The sequence below is a fragment of the Desulfovibrio sp. GTC20076 genome, assembly GCF_055385905.1.
In genome coordinates this window covers 2,357,806-2,377,095 of record NZ_AP039366.1, presented here as the reverse complement: position 1 = coordinate 2,377,095, position 19,290 = coordinate 2,357,806, and the positions used below count along the sequence as shown (strand labels likewise).

5 protein-coding genes and 2 tRNA genes are annotated in these 19,290 nt (G+C 55.9%); 4 read left to right on the top strand and 3 right to left on the bottom strand.

All coding sequences use genetic code 11. From position 1 onward, the window contains the following. Positions 1 to 60 precede the first annotated feature (60 nt). Entirely contained in the window at positions 61 to 1,647 is a 1,587-nt protein-coding gene (locus ACZ495_RS10555) for a sigma-54 interaction domain-containing protein (RefSeq protein ID WP_177247215.1), read from the bottom strand. A 567-nt stretch (positions 1,648 to 2,214) separates the two neighbouring features. Here ACZ495_RS10555 and xsc point away from each other — a divergent pair. Together xsc and ACZ495_RS10545 are read left to right on the top strand one after the other, a co-directional pair. Then, on the top strand, positions 2,215 to 3,957 hold the full coding sequence (gene xsc, locus ACZ495_RS10550) for a sulfoacetaldehyde acetyltransferase (protein ID WP_012623865.1): 1,743 nt from the start codon (positions 2,215 to 2,217) through the stop codon (positions 3,955 to 3,957). A 168-nt stretch (positions 3,958 to 4,125) separates the two neighbouring features. Next, positions 4,126 to 5,598: an APC family permease gene (locus tag ACZ495_RS10545; protein ID WP_012623866.1), complete on the top strand. Its 1,473-nt coding sequence runs from the start codon at positions 4,126 to 4,128 to the stop codon at positions 5,596 to 5,598. A 776-nt stretch (positions 5,599 to 6,374) separates the two neighbouring features. Here ACZ495_RS10545 and ACZ495_RS10540 read toward each other — a convergent pair. After that, positions 6,375 to 6,450: transfer RNA gene (locus ACZ495_RS10540), tRNA-Lys, on the bottom strand. A 197-nt stretch (positions 6,451 to 6,647) separates the two neighbouring features. Then, positions 6,648 to 8,411: a glutamine--tRNA ligase/YqeY domain fusion protein gene (locus tag ACZ495_RS10535; protein ID WP_464262239.1), complete on the bottom strand. Its 1,764-nt coding sequence runs from the start codon at positions 8,409 to 8,411 to the stop codon at positions 6,648 to 6,650. Between the two features lie 383 nt (positions 8,412 to 8,794). Between ACZ495_RS10535 and ACZ495_RS10530 the strand changes: the two genes are divergently transcribed. Both ACZ495_RS10530 and ACZ495_RS10525 read left to right on the top strand, forming a co-directional pair. Further along, positions 8,795 to 8,889: transfer RNA gene (locus ACZ495_RS10530), tRNA-Ser, on the top strand. A 933-nt stretch (positions 8,890 to 9,822) separates the two neighbouring features. Next, the gene (locus ACZ495_RS10525; RefSeq protein ID WP_464262238.1) at positions 9,823 to 19,095 is read left to right on the top strand and encodes a VCBS domain-containing protein; all 9,273 of its coding nucleotides are present in this window, start codon (positions 9,823 to 9,825) and stop codon (positions 19,093 to 19,095) included. The last annotated feature ends 195 nt before the right edge of the window (positions 19,096 to 19,290 follow it).

Sequence of the window (19,290 nt, the reverse complement as noted above, 5' to 3'; positions counted from 1 at the left end):
GGGCAAACCATCAGGGACCGCTTCAGACAAGATTCTGGGCGGTCCCTGTATTTTGTGGGGTCAGTTTCTTTTTTTCTCTGTGACGGGAATGCGCAGCTGCTTGGCCTTGCGGACCACTGTGGACTGGCTGATGCCAAGCCTGGCAGCCGCCTTGTAGGTGCTGCCCGTAGCCGCCAGGGCTTCGCTGATGAGGGAGCGTTCCAGATTTTCAACGGCTTCCCTGAAAGAAAGGTTTGAATCGGCCTGCCCGGGCAGGGACTCATCCTCTTCGTCTTCGCAGATGCCGGGCAGATCACCGAGCAGGTAGGCGGGCAGGTCGCGCATGGATATGACGCTGCTTTCGGTCATGGCGGCCAGAAAGTCCACCGCTGCGCGCAGCTCGCGCACATTGCCCGGCCAGGAGTGCTTGCTGAAGCAGTCAATAACGCTGGGTGAAAATGTTTTTATGGTGTTGTAGCGGGTGCAGGCTTTGTCCAGAAAAACCATCATGAGGGCCGGTATGTCTTCGGGGTGTTCCCGCAGGGGCGGCATGTTTATACTCAGCACACGCAGGCGGTAATACAGGTCAGCCCTGAACAGGCCGCTGTTTACAAGCTGGTCCAGCGGCCTGTTGGTGGCCGCGATGATGCGCACATCCACGCGCAGTTCCTTTTCGCCGCCGATCTTGCGAAACCCCTGCCCGTCAAGCACGTGCAGGATTTTTGCCTGCATGCTCAGGGGCAGTTCGCCTATTTCGTCCAACAGCAGGGTGCCCTTGTCGGCCAGCCCGAAATAGCCCTTTTTGCCCGAACGGCTGGCCCCGGTAAAGGCCCCTTTTTCATAGCCGAACAGTTCCGATTCAATAAGCGTCGGGGGGATGGCCGCGCAGTTGACAGAAATGAAAGGGCCGTCGGCCCGTGGGCTTTTCTGGTGTATGTAGGAAGCGGCATAGGTTTTTCCTGTGCCGGTTTCGCCAAGAATGAGAATGCCGGAGGGCGCACGGGCCGCTTTTTCAAGCTCAGACACGCAGCGGCGCATAACCTTGCCCGTAGCAACGAGTTTTTTTTCATTGCTGTGTTGCACGGCTGCCGCTTCGGCCTGACGCAAAAAAGCGGTGCGCTCGGCATCTGCCAGCCGCCGTTGCAGGGTTTCAAGCTCGGTGAGATCGCGGATACAGGCTACCACGCGCCAGATATTGCCCTGCTTGTCAAAGATGGGTGTGCTTGTATTGAGACAGCGGATTCCATTGGGGTAGTCGTCGAATCTGGTGACGATCTTTCTTTGTTCAAGGGCTTCCAGTGTTACCGCTGCAGAAAATTTGCCTTCCAGCACCGGAATGGTGACAGATTTGCCGATCATCTCTTCAGGTTCAATATTGGCGATGCGCTTCATGGCCTTGTTGACGTGCAGGGTGGTGCCGTTGCTGTCAATAATCCACATGCCGTCATACATGGAGTCCATGATGGCGTGCAGTTCCTGATACAGGAGGTGCACGTCGGGCTGGTTGTCCGCCGCGTGGTTTTCATGCAGCAGAACGAACCTGCGCCTGTTTTTTCCGGGGCGGGAATCTTCGCTGTTCAGCCATTTCCAGCAGAGCGTCCATTTGCCGCAGGGCAGGCTGATGTCCGTGGGAACATCCGGTTTGCTTGCTTGCACCTTTTTGGACAATTCGTGGCTGCAATATAGCTCAAGTGTTCTTAAAAAAGAATGATTATTATCTTGTGTGGAGGGATCGATTTCTTTATTGCCTGATAAGCTATTGTTGATTTTCTGCGTAAGTAAATGAAACGAATGACTACATGCCTCAATATTCCATTGTTCATCACTGCAAACAAGAGCACAGCTGCTGGAAGGTATCAGATTAAGCAGATATATTATGTCATATATGCGTTTGTTCATATGCGCCCTTTCCATTTTTCCGCAGATGATGCGATGCTGCATCACGTCAGGATGGTGGTATGCTTAATAAGGCGATATTGCATTACCATTATGCCGGGGGCATGGTGATAATGTCAATGTTTAAAATATGTTAACCATATCGGCACTCTGGAACACTTCTTGTATTACTCAGATACAAGCTTAGGCGGTGCACAGGCAGCCCCACGTTACAGGCAGTTTTTGGCAAATCCCATATGGTTTTGCAATCCACGGGCCACAAGCCCGTAAAACATGACAAGACGCCGGATACGCGGGCAGCGGTAACGAAACCTATCATGCATTGTATCGGAGGATAACATGCCCAAGATGACGCCCAGTGAAGCCATGACAGAAGTTCTGGTGCAGGAAGGAGTAAACCATGTAAGCGGCATTCTCGGTTCCGCATTCATGGATATGCTGGATTTGTTCCCCGCTGCGGGGATTGATTTTGTCTCGGTGCGCCATGAGCAGACCGCCGGGCATATGGAAGACGCCTACAGCCGCCTTACCGGCAGGGCGGGTGTGGTTATCGGGCAGAACGGGCCTGGAATCACCAACTATGTGACGGCCGTGGCCACTGCCAATATGGCACATTCTCCCATGGTGGTCATCTCTCCCAGCGCAGGCAGCATCTCTGTGGGCTGGGACGGCTTTCAGGAATGCGACACATGGAATCTGTTCAAACCCATCACCAAAGCCTCGCTGCGCGTGCCGCATCCCAAGCGCGCCGCCGACATCCTGCGTACGGCCTTCCGTATTGCCTACGCCGAGCGCGGCCCCGTGCTCGTGGATATTCCCCGCGACTATTTCTACGGTGAACTGGATGAAGATATCCTGCATCCCTCCCAGTACCGCGTAGCCCCCGGCGGCATCGGCAATCCCGAACACTTTGCCGCCGCCGTGGAAGTGCTGAAAAATGCCAAAAACCCGGTCATCATTTCGGGCCGCGGCGTGGTGGATTCCGGCTGCATGGAAACCCTCAAAGCCATGGCAGAATATCTGGGCGCACCCGTGGCCACCACCTACCTGCACAACGATGCCTTCCCCTGCGATCATCCGCTGTGGACCGGCCCCATCGGCTATATGGGTTCCAAGGCCGCCATGCGCATCCTGCAGAAGGCCGACGTTATCCTGGCTGTGGGTACCAGGTTGTCCTATTTCGGCACACTGCCGCAGTATGACATCAACTACTTCCCCAAGACCGCCAAGATCGTGCAGATTGACATCAACCCCCGTCATATCGCCAAGACGCACCCCGTTGCTGTGGGGCTGTGTGCCGATGCCAAGGACGCCTCGGAAGAGCTGTTCGCGCGTCTGCGTGAAGCCGTGCCTGCCAAGAAGGACCTCACCCCGGTGCACAACCTGGTGAAGGACGAACTGGAAAACTGGTACAAGGAAATTGCGCTGATCGCCGACGAACCTGTGGAAGCCGGACGCATGCACCCGCGCAAGGCTCTGGAAGTGGTGGGCAAGTTCATTACGGATCACGATGCCATTGCCACTACCGACATCGGCAATACGTCTTCCACTGCCAACAGCTACCTGCGTTTCAAGAAGACCAAGCGCCATGTGGCCACCCTGACCTTCGGCAACACGGGCTTTGCCTATCAGGCCGCCCTGGGCGCGCAGCTGGCCTGCCCCGAAGACCTGACGGTGGCCATTGTGGGCGACGGCGCGTGGGGCATGAGCCTTTTTGAAGTGCCTACCGCCTGCCAGTACAACCTGCCGGTTATTGCCACCGTGTACAACAACGGTGCCTGGTGCGCTGAAAAGAAAAACCAGGTGGACTTTTACAATAACCGTTTTGTGGGCGCGGACATCTGGTCCAAATCCTACGCCAAGATAGGCGAAGCCATGGGGGCTGACGGCTATACCGTCAATACGCAGAAGGATCTGGCCGAGGCTCTGGACACGGCCAGAAAGAACCGGCGCCCCGCGGTTATCGAAATCATGACCGATGGTACGCGCCTTGCGCCTCCCTTCCGTAGGGACGCCCTGGCCTTGCCGACCAGGTTCCTGCCCAAGTACGAGCATCTCGACAAGGCGCACTTCAACAAATAGTCAAAAAGGGCGCGTCCGGGTAACACCCGGGCGCGCCCTTCCGCTTATTGAGGCAAATTTATTCATATTTCAGATACGGCGATTTTTTTGCGCTCCACAACTTTTTATGCCAGCAATTTTATTGCCTGAAGCGCCACGGAAGGTGCCAAAACCGAGGAGAACTGTTGTATGTCACAAGTTCATGAATCCCGACCGGTCTTGGAAAAAAATATGTCCCCGTTGTCCATATGGGCGTTAGCATTCGGCGCGATTATCGGATGGGGAGCCTTCATTATGCCCGGCTTGCGGTTTTTGCCGGGATCTGGGCCGATCGGTGCCTGCATAGGTTTTGTATGCGGGGGCCTGTTGCTCATGTTTATAGCGGTGAGTTACGGTAAAGTTGTGGGGCTTTACCCTGTGGCTGGAGGTGTTTTTGCTTTTGCCTACGCGGCATTCGGGCCGGGGCTGGCCTTTGTCGGCGGGTGGGCGCTGCTTTTGGGCTACCTATGCATAATCGCCCTCAACGGCACTGCCATCGTGCTGTTGACGCGTTTTCTCATCCCCGGTGTTCTGGAACTGGGGTATATGTACAGCATTGCTGAATGGAAAATATATTTCGGTGAGCTATTATTTCTGGAAGCCGTGTTGGCGCTGTTCTGGTATCTCAATTACAGGGGCGCGGATGTCGTAAGTAAAGTGCAGGTTGTGCTTGCGGTGATACTGGCTATCGGCGTACTTGCTCTTCTTGTGGGGGCTATCGTGTCGCCGACAAGCCAGTGGCAGAATATCGAGCCGTGGTTTGCGCAGGACAAGTCGGTCATTGCCTCCATAGCAGCGGTCACGGCTATTGCCCCCTGGCTTTTTGTGGGCTTTGACACTATCCCGCAGGCTGCGGAGGAATTTAATTTTTCCGCAAAAACGGGCGTGCGGCTCATGCTTTTGTCCATTGTCTGCGGTATCGTCACTTACAGCATCATCACCCTGGCCGTAGCCGCTGTTATTCCCTACCAGGAACTGCTGGCGCTCAATCCTGTCTGGCACACGGGGTATACCGTCAGTCTTTCACTGGGCAAGGTCGGCAGTATAGTGCTTGCGCTTGCAGTGCTTTCAGCCATTCTGACCGGTATTAACGGCTTTTTCATCGCCAGTTCAAGGCTTATGTTCAGCATGGGGCGCGCTCACATTTTGCCGGTGTGGTTCTCCTCGCTGCACAAAACGCACAAGACCCCGCACAACGCGCTCAACTTTACCCTTGTTGTCGTGGCGATTGCGCCCTTCTTCGGCCGTGAAGTTTTGTCCTGGGTTGTGGATATGTCTTCAATCGGCACTATCGTGGCCTACTTTTTTGCTTCGGCGTCCGCTTTTGTGATCATGCGCAAGCATGAAGATAATTGTAATATAAGCGGCATACTTGGCTGCATGGCTTCTTTGGTCTGCCTGGGGCTGCTGACGCTGCCCATGTCTCCTGCCTGCATCGGGCCGGAGTCGTGGCACGTGCTGGTTGCCTGGTTTATCCTGGGCGTTTTTTTCTACATCGTGCGGTACAAGGCTGTACACGCCATTTCTGAAGAAGAGCGTACGTATATGATCCTGGGCGAATCTGACCTGAAGGAGCATATAGCCCAGCGGGCAGCCTCAAAGCCTGATCAGCTTGCGGCGTAGTATGGAAAGAGTACTTTTCTGGCAGGAGATGCAATAGCTTTGTTAGCCTTGCTGTCTACACGCCAATGTTTCCCATGACCATGCGCATGGGGAATCCCGCCAGCAAGTTTACATGTGCTTGCACAGCCCCGTAAGCTGATGGCGTATCTCCTCCAGCGGCCGGTTCCCCTTTTCACGCGAGGGGGGCCGGCCAACTTTTTGTGCAGCGTAAGTTGTAATGGCAGCGGGGCGTGGCAGCGTTTGGATGGGATACTGGAGCATGCTGCTTTTAAGAATCTACAGGTCCAGTATTTTTTCGACGATCGTCCGGCGTGTTTCTGCGGCAGCCTTCTGTCCGGCTGGAACCACTGCTGGCGGGGCTGTGCTCTCAGGTAAGGTGGATGCGGTTCATAAGACATCGGTGATGCTGTGATCAGAATTTGCAGCGTCTAGAACAAGCTAGCTTTCAAACTGCTCTGGCGACTGCATGAGCAGGCAGTCGCTACGGAGGCGTAAGCGCAGTTTAGCTGCGCGGTTAAACGCCGAAGTAGGCGTGTCTTAACCTTTGAGAATGTACATTCTCAAAGGTGATCTGCTCTAAGGCCGCTGCCGCGTCACCTGCCTCACCTCTGCGCGTTTATGCATTCTCGATGGCAATGCGGGCTTGAAACAGGAGGGCCTGCGGCAGGTCATATGTTCTTTTCGGTAATTATTTTAGCACGTTAATTATGTCTCAAGTGTGAAATATGCTCACAAAAAAAGGCTTATGACGTTTAGTCATAAGCCTTTGATTTTCTTGGTGGGTCGTGCGGGGTTCGAACCTGCGACTCTCTGCTTAAAAGGCAGATACTCTACCTGCTGAGTTAACGACCCGTTGAGACGCGCAATATATATACAGATGTTGCGGCTGTCAAGCATGAAATTTATGTCCGGTCTGTCTGGCCTGAAAAGCCGGCCGGATCGGACACAACTATGTTTTTCCAATACTGTTTTCGGCAATAGCCACATGTCGCCGGGCCATGTATGCCCCGGCTGGTTGTTGCCGTGGGGCCACAGCCGGGCTGCGGACCTTATCCTTTTTTCTCAAGTTTGGCCCAGGTGTCGCGCAGGGTTGCTGTGCGGTTAAAGACCGGGCGCTCTGCGGTGCTGTCTTTATCCTTGCAAAAGTAGCCAAGGCGCTCGAATTGCACTTTCCGGCCCACGGCAAGCTCTGCAAGGGCCGGCTCAAGCAGGCCCTCAACAACCGTAAGCGACTGGGGATTGATATAGTCCAGAAAGGACTGACCTTCAGGAGCCGCATTGGGGTTTTCTACGCTGAAGAGCTGCTCGTACAGGCGTACCTCTGCCGGAAGCGCATGCGCGCCCGACACCCAGTGGATGGTTCCCTTGACCTTGCGGCCATCCGGACTTTGGCCGCCACGGCTTTCAGGGTCGTACACGCAGCGCAGCTCCGTTACATTGCCGTTTTCATCCAACACGGCTTCGCGGCAAGTGATAAAGTATGCGTAGCGCAGGCGTACTTCCACGCCAGGGGCCAGGCGGTGGTATTTTTTCGGCGGGTCCAGGCGGAAGTCGTCACGCTCGACATATATTTCGCGCGAGAAGGGAACCTTGCGGCTGCCATAGCTTTCGTCCTCCGGATGGAAGGGCATGTCGAATTCTTCCACCTGCCCTTCGGGGTAATTTTCTATCACTACCTTGATCGGATCCAGCACAGCCATAACGCGTGCGGCATGGGCGTTCAGATGCTCACGTACGCAGAATTCCAGCATGGAGTATTCCACGGTGGAGTCGGCTCGCGCCAGGCCGATGCGGGAGCAGAATTCGCGCAGGGCTTCAGGCGGCACACCCCGGCGGCGCAGCCCGCTGAGTGTGGGCATGCGCGGGTCGTCCCAGCCCTGTACGTACCCTTCTTTGACAAGCTGGATGAGCTTGCGCTTGGAGAGCACGGTATAGGTGAGGTTGAGGCGGGCGAATTCAATCTGCTGGGGGTGGTAGACCCCGAGGGTCTCGAGCACCCAGTCGTACAGTTCGCGGTTGTTCACGAACTCCAGTGTGCAGAGTGAATGGGTAATGCCTTCAATGGAGTCCGACAGGCAGTGGGTAAAGTCATACATGGGGTAGATGCACCAGTCGTTGCCCGTGCGGTGGTGCTCGGCATGCCGGATGCGGTAGATTGTCGGATCCCGCATGACAAGATTGGGCGAAGCCATGTTGATCTTGGCGCGCAGTACCCGTTCGCCATCGGCAAATTCTCCGGCACGCATGCGGCGGAAGAGGTCGAGGTTTTCTTCCACGCTGCGGTTGCGCCAGGGGCTTTCGCGGCCGGGTTCGGTAAGAGTGCCGCGATGTTCACGGATTTCTTCAGCCGAAAGGTCGTCCACATAGGCTTTACCCATTTTGATAAGCTGTTCGGCATATTCGTACAGCTGCTCAAAATAGTTGGAAGCGTAAAACTCTCTATCCTGCCAGTCGCCGCCAAGCCAGTGGACGTCTTCGCGGATGGAGTCGACGTATTCCTGTTCTTCCTTGGTGGGATTGGTGTCGTCAAAGCGCAGGTTGCACAATCCATTGAATTCATTGGCAACGCCGAAATTCAGGCAGATGGATTTGGCATGGCCCAGATGCAGATATCCGTTGGGCTCAGGAGGAAAGCGCGTATGAACCTTGCCGCCGTAACGGCCGGTGGCGTTGTCTTCCATAATGCGCGCCCGGATAAAGTCCACTCCGGGCTTGTTTGCAGACTCCGCCGCAGTGGCGTTGGAAGAAGGACTGGGGGAACCTGCTGCGGGCGCTGCGGGGGAGGGGACTGTGGATTTTGTTTCGGGGGCCATAATGCGCTCCATTGCTCCTGGCGGTAATGTAAACTCTCAAATTACGCCAAGCAGCGGCAGGGGTCAACGTGCGACTGCCCGGCAGAGAAATACGCCATGTGCGGCTTGGCCGTGTATCGTTTCGGCCAGACGTTACTGTAGCAGAAAGGGGGAGGCGGCCATGGCAGTTGGGCGTACGGCTAGAACGGGTTGCTGCGTATTGTGCTGTATTTGTTGATGATTACCGTGTGTGAAAGTACGTCTGAATGTGCGGCCCGTACAGCGGCAGGGCGGCAGTGGAGTTGCTTGAATACGGAACAAAAATGTTCATTCTCTTGACAGGTATGCCGTACTGAGCTAGATTGCGCTTCTGCATTCTGGGCGCTGCTGCGCCTGTTGCACGCGGAGAGGTGTCCGAGTCGGCCGAAGGAGCTCGCCTGCTAAGCGAGTATACGGGCTTAAACCTGTATCGAGAGTTCAAATCTCTCCCTCTCCGCCATATAGCCAATGAGAACGGCGAGTTACTGAATAAGTAGCTCGCCGTTTTTTGCGTCTGAAAAGGGGGGCTTTTAGCGAGTACAAGGCAGAAAACATACCGCTGTACATACTTTTGTTAAAACTCTGTAAAAATGTGCTGGGTTTTATGATGGCTTTGCTGAGTTGTACATCTACATCACAGGCGGGGATGCTCAGCGCCACGCCACGAGCGGCGTTACGGACAGCATCCGTCCGTTGCGGACACGGCCTTTGATCTGCCTGTTTATCTTGTTCGTTTTATATGTTTTTTTGTAGTCCATGCCAAATATACATAGCCCGAAACCTGCTTCGCGTGCAGGATTCGGGTTATGTCATGCTCGTGGGAAGTCCTGTGCACAGGCTGGCCTGCGATTTGCAACATCTGCGGCATGATTGCAGGTTGTCTGCCAGAGGGCCATTTGCGGTCGGAGCAGGCAGTTTTTTCGGGTCTGGGCGGCGTTGAAACTACTTGGAACAGATAATAAAACATGTAATGCGAACTATAGTCTCTTGACAGAAAACAAGAAAAGCTACACAGTACGTTTGCCAGAAACAAGAATGGGTTTTATTACCGCTCCGGTCGCTTACAGCGCCGGGCATCTCTACTCTTGTATCTGTAGCGGAAGTCGCCCCGTGGGCTTCCTCATGATGCCTCCACTTATATATCGGGCAACTATCGTTTTAGTTGTTTGCTATTGCTGAAAATATTCTCTTGAATCGCTGGTTGGTGCATTCAGGAGAAATATTTTTCTGCGCTGAAAGATTCTCTTTCAGTCTTTTATCCTATACTGGTACCTTTTTTGCAATGTTTTGGATTGCGCCCGCATGCTGTATGCGGGGAATCCCTTTTATTTTTGTACGTATTTTTTAATCAGATATTCTATATCAGATGTCTGTAAGCAAAGGGTGCATTATTATGGCAGACGTTAAGCTTTCTCGCCCGGCCTCCGGACAGCAGTTTGTTATCCCCAGCGCTCCTGATGCCCGTCTGGTTCTGGACTTTCCGGCAGATCAGGTAAGCATTGACCGGCCCGAAGGTTCCAGCAGCCTGTTCTTTCACTTTGATGATGGTGCGTCCATAGAGCTGCAAAATTTTTACGGGGCGTATAATAAAGAAGCCCTGCCGGCATTTGAGATTGACGGTCAGCTTATTGCTGGAACAGATTTTTTTGAGGCTTTCGGGCCTGACCTTGTGCCTGCTGCAGGCCCCGCATCTGCCGAGCGCGGCGCGAGGTATAACGAATACTCCGATATGGGGCTTGCCGAAGGCGTCTGGCATCTTAATGAGCTTGATTACCGTCTGGCTTTTGACACTCCGCAAACTGACGATGAGTGGGCGTACGGCGTTATTGACAATCTCGCCCCCACGCTCAGCACCGGTGGTGCGCCCATCACTCTCGGGCTTACAGAAACCGGCTGGGACGGTGTGAGCACCGCCAGCCCGGCTCCGGTCCGCACCACGGGCAGCTTTACCGTGCGCGATCCCGATGGCGACAGCCTCACAGCCACGGTAACCATTGGCGGCAAAACTGTGGCGGTGAGCCTTGCCGGTCCCACCACGGTTGAAAGCGACTATGGTACGCTGGTCATCACGCCCAGCGGCCGTGGTTCCGATGTCACCTTTGACTTCGAGTATACCCTCAAGGAAGACCCGTACAGCAAGGCAGACCAGCTGGCACAAGGCGAGCAGGTTACCGACGGCATCGTCATATCGGTCAATGACGGCATGGGGCATACGGTCAACCAGCCCGTCAACGTGGTTATCACAGGCAGCAACGATGCGCCGGATATCACGGGCGTGGTGAGCGACATCGGTGGCGCTGACGGCCATACCGTCAAGGATGACGGCGTCTTCGGCAGGCAGGGCGATCAGAAAACAGGAACCATCGGCACGGACGAAAATGCAGCCATCCATACCCCCGGCACAGAAGACGGGCAGATGCGGCTCTCCGTCAGCGGCAAGATTCTTGCCCAGGATCCGGACAGCGACGCGGAACTGACCTTCGGCTTTGTAGACAAAAGCGGTAGCGCCCTTGCTACGGGTTCCGAACTGGGCATGCTGCCCGATGGCACGACCCCCATCACTGTCACGGACGTGAGCGAATCTGATGGCATTCTTGTTATCGAAACCGACTACGGCACGCTGACCCTGGTCACCACGGGTGCGGACGCCGGCAGCTATACCTTTACGCTGCACAAAGATGCCGACGCCACCAACAGGCTGGCGGAAAACGAAGAAATTACCCTCACCCTGCGCCCCACGGTTACCGACAACCACGGCGCAACAGACGGCAATGCCGGAGTTACCCGTCCGGATGCCGACGGCGCGTCCTCTGCCGTCAACGACCTTGTGATCACCATCAAGGGCAGCAATGACCTGCCCACAGTGGAAGGCAGTTCCTGGACAAAAACAGCGCCGGGCAGCGTCACCGAAGATGCCTCTGTCAACACGATTACAGGCACCATCACAGCTACGGATGTGGACGCCGATGAAGGCGCGACCCTGCGTTACGGCTTTAACCACAACGGCACCATGGTGGAAACGCTGTATGTGGTTCCCGCGGGCGAAGCTGACGGAAAACTGACGTATGCTCTTGCAACCGAAGCCCCGGCCGACGGCAACTACTACGGCACGCTGACCATTACGGGCAGCGGCGCTTCAGCCGACTATGCCTTTGCGCTGAACAATGGCGCGCCCTGCACCCAGGCGCTGGACGACAGCAGCTCCAAAACCGGTAGCGGCCCGGACTGGTCTTCTCTTGACGTCACGGTTCCTGTGGTGGTTATGGACGCGGTTGGCGGCTATGCCCAGGAAAATATCCATCTGATCATCAATGGCGTCAACGATGCGCCCGTGTTTACCAGCGCTGACGCCTCCCACAGCGTCAAAGAAAGCGGCGTATACGCCGAAGGCAAGCGCGATGGCGTGTTGCACAGCGCGGAAAACGCGGCAACCACGGACGACAGCTTTACCACGGGCGGCAGTGTTGCGGCCAGGGATGTGGACGGTCACGGCGCAAGTGATACGCTGACCTACGGCCTTGTGGATGAACACGGCAGGCAGTTCGGCGGCACGAGCGGCGAGGGCGAGGCCGCCATTTATGTGACCGCCGAATACAAAGACGACGCATGGACGCCTTCCTACAGCAGCGATCCCGCCACTGCCGATGCCCCGGGCTATCTCGGCAAGCTGGTCATGGGCAAGGACGGCAACTATACATTTACGCTGAAAAATGATGGCATTGCCGATTCCATTGCCGAGGGCGACAAGGTCGACCTTGCCTTTACGCCTGCCGTGCATGACGGCACGGAGTACAACAAGGCGGGCGAAGCGCCGACCATTGCAATTACTGTTAATGGCAGCAATGACGCGCCCACCATCACGTCGCACGACAGCAGCCTCAGCGTTACAGAAGGCGCATTTGGCGGCGCAGCCGGTGTGGCTTCGGCCAGCGGCACGGTTCACGGTGCGGATGTGGATAAGGGCGATACCCTCAGCTATCACCTGACCCTTGGCGGAGATACAGGTACACTTGACGGCGCGGTCCTGCACAGCACCCTGTATGTGGTGAGCGATGGCCAGGGTGGCGTCACGCTTTCCGCCGATCCAGTCAGCGGTGAAACCTACGGCAAGCTGGTCATGGGCAAGGACGGCACGTATACATTTACGCTGGATAATGACAGCCCCGTGGTGCAGAAAATGACCACGGACGATAAGCAAACGCTGGATTTCACCGTGGCTGTGGTGGACGACAAGGGCGCGTATGCCCACGAATCTGTCACGCTGACCATCAATGGCGCCAATGATGCGCCCTATATGCTCAGCCAGAAGGGTGTTGGCACTGTCAAGGACGACGGCGTGTACAGCGCAGGTGGTGACTCCGGCCCGCTTAATCAGGACGAACTCAATCCGGTGACAAATACCGATGCTGCTGACCCTGCCGCAGGCACCTACAAGCAGAGCGTAAGCGGCGCGGTAAAGGCCGAGGACTACGAAGGCGATGAGCTTACCTACTCGCTGGACAATTCCGGTTCTTTCCCCGCTTCCGGCGTGCCGGACGGCTATACGGCCAGCAACTGCACAGCCATCACCAATGAGTATGGCACCCTCTATCTTAAGAGCGATGGTTCCTACACCTTTGTGCTTGATATGGACAGCCCCAAAGTCAACGCCCTGGGTGAAGGGAAGTCCGCATCGTTCAGCGTGCCGGTGAGCGCCAGTGATGGCAACAGCAGTACAACGTTCGCCAATGCCATTACCATTACGGTCAAGGGCACCAACGACGCGCCCGTGCTGGGCGAACCGCAGTGGACGAAGGGCAGTGAAATAACGCAGGATCTGAATGCTTCCGCCACAACGCGTATTTCCGGCACCGTCTCTGCCACTGATGTGGATTCCGGCGATCAGGCCAAGCTGACGTTTTACTTTGTTGGTGACGATGACAGCAGTGTGGCTACCAGGTTTTATGTGGGGCTTGATGGCAGCCTTACCGCCACCAAGCCTTCGGGTGACTACCTTGGCGAACTGAACATGAACAGCAGCGGCGGCAAGGGAACCTATACCTTTACGTTGAACAATGCCTCGCCCACTGTCCAGGCCATGGGCGAAACGGATACCAAAGACATATCCTTCAAGGTTGCGGTACGTGACCCGCAGGGTGCGTATGACAAGCAGGAAGGCAATGTCACGTTCACCATCAGGGGCGGTGATGATCCCACCTTTATCAATACGGGCGATCTGAATCAGGATCACAAGCTCATTGAGGCAGGGGTAATGCCCAAGAGCACGGTGACTGACGCCGAGGCTCGGGAATACAAGGACAGCAGCGTGGGCGTTCCCACGGCTACGGGCCGTATCCACGCTACCGATACCGATGCCAGGGATCAGGAAGAGCTGGATAAAGCCCCCAATACTGAAGGCACAAAGCTGCACTATATCATCAAGGTCGACAGTGGGAGCCATGACCTCAATGAGCGCATGGCTGCCGCTGAAGCTGATGGAAAGGACTCCTTTACCATTGAGACGCAGTTCGGTTCGCTGACCATCATGCGTGATGACGCGGGCGGCTTCAAGTACGAATACGCCGTGGACAACACAAATCCTGACGTGCAGAAAATGAACCTTGGCGACAAGGCGAGTGATGGTTTTACTGTGCTTGTCAAAGACACGGTTGCGAACAAGACGGTGTCCGAAGCCCCGGTAAAGGTCACCATCACGGGCGCCAACGACAGGCCTACCCTTGATGCCGACAGCCTCAAGGGCGGCACGATCGAAATTACCGAAAACACCGACGGCAAGAATCTGGTGGGCCGGGTTGAAGTTGCTGATGTTGAGCAGGGTATTGGCAACAAGGGCGGACACAGCGACTATGAAGCCGTGAACAAGGGCTTCACCTTTTCTCTGGTAACGGCCAAAGACGCCCTTACGGCAGATCAGATTGCCGGGCTCAAGACAGACGGCAACCTTGAAGATGAAAAACTGTTTAATCCCGGCAGCGACAGCCCTGTTTTGCAGGGTGAATACGGCCGCCTGACCATTGATCAGGCCACCGGCGAATACAGATATGAGCGCACGGCTGACCTGACGACTCTTGCCGAAGGCAAGACGGTTACTGACGTTTTTTACGTGCGCGTCAAGGATGCCGACGGCGCATATTCTGAAATCAAACCCATTGAGATTACCATCCACGGCAAGGATAACGCGGGTGTGCTCACCAACAACAGCCTGACCGTCACGGAAGACGGCGTTGCCGGCAACGTGCAGGGCATCCTCAACTGGAAGGGTGGTGCGGAAAAGCTGGGCGCTAATGAGGACGTGAGCGGCGGCAGCAGCATGAGCGGCAAGCTCGGCTGGCACGATGTTGATCAGGGCGATACGTATAAGGCCGATGGCTATACCTACGGCAATGCCGCCGTATCGGCAGGCGGCACCGGGGCAATTCCGGAAATGCCGGAAGTGGAGCGGAGCGGCAACACGTATGCCGTCAAGGGCTACGGCACAATTACCGTGGACGCAAACGGCAACTATGCCTTCACCAAAAGCGAAACGGACAATGGCGCTTTTGATGCCCTGCAGGCCGGGCAGTCCATCACCATCACCATTCCCGTAACGCTCGGAAAAGACACTGCCGGCGCTGATATCACGCAGAATCTTGTGATCACCATCAAGGGTACCAACGATGCTCCGGTGGTGACTGATCTGCCTGAAATCAAAGCGGGAGTTGATATCAGCGATATTGACTGGACATCTTCAGTCCTTGTGGATTTTATTCAGAAAGAAGCCCAGAACCAGCTTGAATACCAGAAGGCGCATGGCGGCGGCTGGGGCAATTTTGATCCGAACAGCTGGCTCATCAAGGCTATTACGGCCATGAACGCCGAGCATCCTCCCTACTGGCTTGTGGCAGGGTACAGCAAGGGTGATGCCGGTGAACTGATCAACAGAACGTGGTATAGCGAGGCCAGGGCTGAAAAAATACTGGATGCGATTCAGCAGGATTCTCACGCTTCCGATGCCCTGAAAGACAGCATGGCAGACTATAACACTGCCGTGGCCACCGATGTCAGCAAGACAGACTGGACGTCATCCGCTTTCGAGCAGTTCATCAAGCAGGAAGTCCAGAATCAGCTTGATTATCAGAAAGCACATGGCGGCGGCTGGAATACCTTTGACCCGAATAGCTGGCTCATAAAGGCCATCGGGAGCGATCTGTGGCTTGTTGAAAAATACAATGACCTTGGCATGGACGCCTGGTTGGCTACTGGAACCTGGTTTAATGCGGATATGGCGGAAAAAATGCTGCATGCCATTGCTGATAATCAGGCTGCCACCGATGCCCTGAAAAAACTTATTGCTGACAAGGTTTCAGACACTGTCATAGGTGAAGGCATTGCCGATACCGCCACCGTACTTGATCCCGCCACGGGCGATGTTTCTTCGTATGCCACTGACGTGGACGACGCTGCCGATTCGCTCAAGTTCTTCTTTGTGGATAAGGACGGCAACGTGGTGCAGAGCCACGAGGGCAAGTACGGCACATTGGTTGTTCAGCCCAACGGCCAGTACACCTATGTGCTGAATGATAATGTCGCTGAGCGTGTAACAGAAACCTTTGAAATCTATGTGCGTGACCCCCACAATGCCGTGGCCGACAAGACTATTCCCGTGGTTATTACCGCCAAGCCCATTCCGGGCGGCGGTTCGGGCGAAGGCCCGGGGGGCGGCACGGGCCATGACGGTATGGCGCTTACCCCCGGCGCGGCAGAAGTGCAGGAAGATGGGGTGCTCCACGTTTCCGGCGATATGGGTGACGGCACTGATCTGGCTCTGCGTCTGACGGGCTATACGTCCGCGGGGGCCGATGACAGCGCTTCGGGCCTCAGCGCCAGAACCATAGTCACCGATTACGGCACCATTACCCTGCTGCCTGATGGCACATATACCTATACCCTTAATAACGACAGCAGGGCCGTGCAGGAACTGACTGCTCACGACACGATCGAGCAGACGTTTACAGTCAGGAACGGTAAGGGCGAAGAGTCCACCATCACCATCACCATCAAGGGCGCCAATGACGCTCCGTATGTGGTTTCACAGGGCGATACGGTGGCCTTGAAGGAAGAAGATGGCGGCTGGACGCATACCGACCCCACAGGTTCCTTCACGGTGGCGGATATTGACGCGGGCGAAACGGAAAGCCTCACGCCAAGTGCCGGTAAAAGCTTCACTGACAATGGTGATGGCACATACACCGTTGAGGGCGAAAAGGGCGGTATCTTCACCATTACCAAGGGGGCAGACGGCCAGTTCACCTATACCTACAAGGCCGCCGAAGGCAACGACAGCACCAATTACAGGGGCATCGTCGAAGACACGGCAAAGCTGACCATTTCCAATGGTGATGGTGCGGAGAACCGGGTTACTGTCGACCTGAAAGCCAGGCTCGATTATGCCAATGATGCTCCCACGCTTACGGGCGAAGACGGCAAAATCCTGCTGGCGGAAGGCTCGGAACATGTGGTCATCGAGGACGGCGGCGCAAAAATGGTCGCCACGGGCAAGGTGCAGGCGACAGATCCTGATGTGGACAGTTCCGGCAGGCCGGACACGCTCACCTATGCCATCAAGGACAGCCCCACGGGCATGCTTGACTATATGGAAGGTGGCGAAAAGCTCGGCACCCTCATCCTGGGCAAGGACGGCACGTATGAGTTCCATCTCAATACCAGCAGTGAAGCCGTACAGTCCCTCGGTGCTGGTGAGACCAAGGACATCTCCTTTACCGTTGTAGTCAGTGATGGTCACGGCGGTACGGCTACGGCGCAACTGCCCATTACCATTACGGGAACCAATGACGCCCCGGTCATCAGCCTGCACAATGTGGACGGTAGCGGCGCTGCCGGGTCCGGTGGGCTGCGCGACCTCACCCACGGCGACTTTGATAAAGATTACACCGTGGGCGGCGAACTGAAGTTCAGGGATGTGGATGCCAAGGACACGGTGCAGCTCTCCCTTGGCGGCAAGATTGACGGGCATGACCTGCGGGGGGATGATGATACAGATCCCACCCATCTGGATGTCTGGGCCGTCAAGGACGGCAGCGGCTGGCAGCAGTGCGCTCCCGGCACTGAAGGCGCGATAAAGATGGGGCATATGGAGCTGGACAGTGCGGGTGGTTCAGGCAGCGGCAGCACGGGCTACAGGTTTGTGGGTGACAAGGCTGCCCTGGCCCTGATCAACAAGGGCGAAAAACTGGATGTCACCGTGAGCATCAACGCTGATGACGGCAATGGCGGCGAGACTTCCGCCGACTTTGCAGTCTCCATCACGGGCACCAATACCATCCCCACCATCACGACCGAACCTGTGGACGTGAACATCACAGACGACGGCAGCACCTATACGGCCAGCGGTTCGATCGTTGCCGCTGATGCCGATGGCGACACGCTGACGTACTCCGTTGAAAAGGACGGCACGGTGCTTGTGGCCGATGCTGAAGGCAAGTATGTGCTGGATGGTTACGGCACGCTGACCCTTGGCAGTGACGGCAACTACGTGTTCACGCTCAATGATGCAGGCAAAGAAAAGCTGGAAAAACTGGGCCTGAAGAATGATGGTACACCGGAAACAGAGCATATCGGCACATTCACCATCGTGGTGCAGGATCAGTACGGCGCAAGGGCCGAACAGACCCTGACGCTGGGCCTTACCGGCAGAAACGACGCGCCTGTGGCCGCCGCTGTTGCTACCGTAGGCCTGACTCTGGACAGCAGCCTTATCCCCGATGCTGACTGGGGTACGGGCAGCCATGCCTTTGAACTCGCTACGGATGCGGATGCAAATGACACGCTCGCCTATGCCCATGCCGGGACGAACGCTGTCATTGAAGCAGGCACAAGCATCTCGGGCAACTTTGGTACGTTGACCTTCAGCGATAACGCCGGACATCTCGCCTATGAATACAAGCTGGATACAAGTCATGACAATCTGGTCAGACTGGCTGAGGCGCATGCTGCCGGTCAGGAACTGAAAGACAGTTTTGGCTACACGGTGAGTGACAACCGAGGCGGTAACGACAGCAGCAGCATTGATGTCGGCATCACCTTCACTGCCGGGTCCGGTAATGCCGATGCCACAGAGAATCAGTTGATTTTCGGCAACAATGGCGGTGGTGCGGGCAACGACATCCTTTCCGGCGGCGCAGGTGACGATCATCTGTACGGCGGCGCAGGTGACGATTACCTCTTCGGCGGTGCGGGCAACGACTTCCTGGACGGCGGCGAGGGCAATAATCACCTGTACGGTGGCGACGGCAATGACGTGCTGGTCTTCCACCAGGGAGACACTATCGACGGTGGCGCGGGAACGGACATTCTGCTGGTCAGTGATAAAGAGGGCGAAGGTTTGAGCATTGATGACCTCTTTACGAATACAAGCGGCATTGAAGTTGTCGTGACCGGAACGGACGTGAACAGTCTGACCAACATGGGCAGCCTGGCTGACAAGGGCATCACGTTTAATGCAGATAACCAGGTGGTTCTTGACCATGCCAAGGGCTGGCACGTGGACACCACCGCCAGCTCCGGCGGCCATGATGTCTGGACAAATGATGCTGGTCTTGTTGTGACTGTAAAGCACGAAGATGAAGGCGATGCGGCTAAAAATGCCATGGTAACGCTTACGGCGTAACCGTCAATCGCTGACAGTATAGTGAGAGGGCCGTGCGCATTCCTGAATGCGGGCGGCCCTCTCGGTGTTTATGCCAGTGGATGCACCACAAAAAAATGTGCTGTTGCACCTCGCGTGGCTATCAATTTTTCGTATTTTGCGGTTCCGCACGCCTGCCCGCATGCCACAGTGGGCAATATGCACATGGGCGATAGC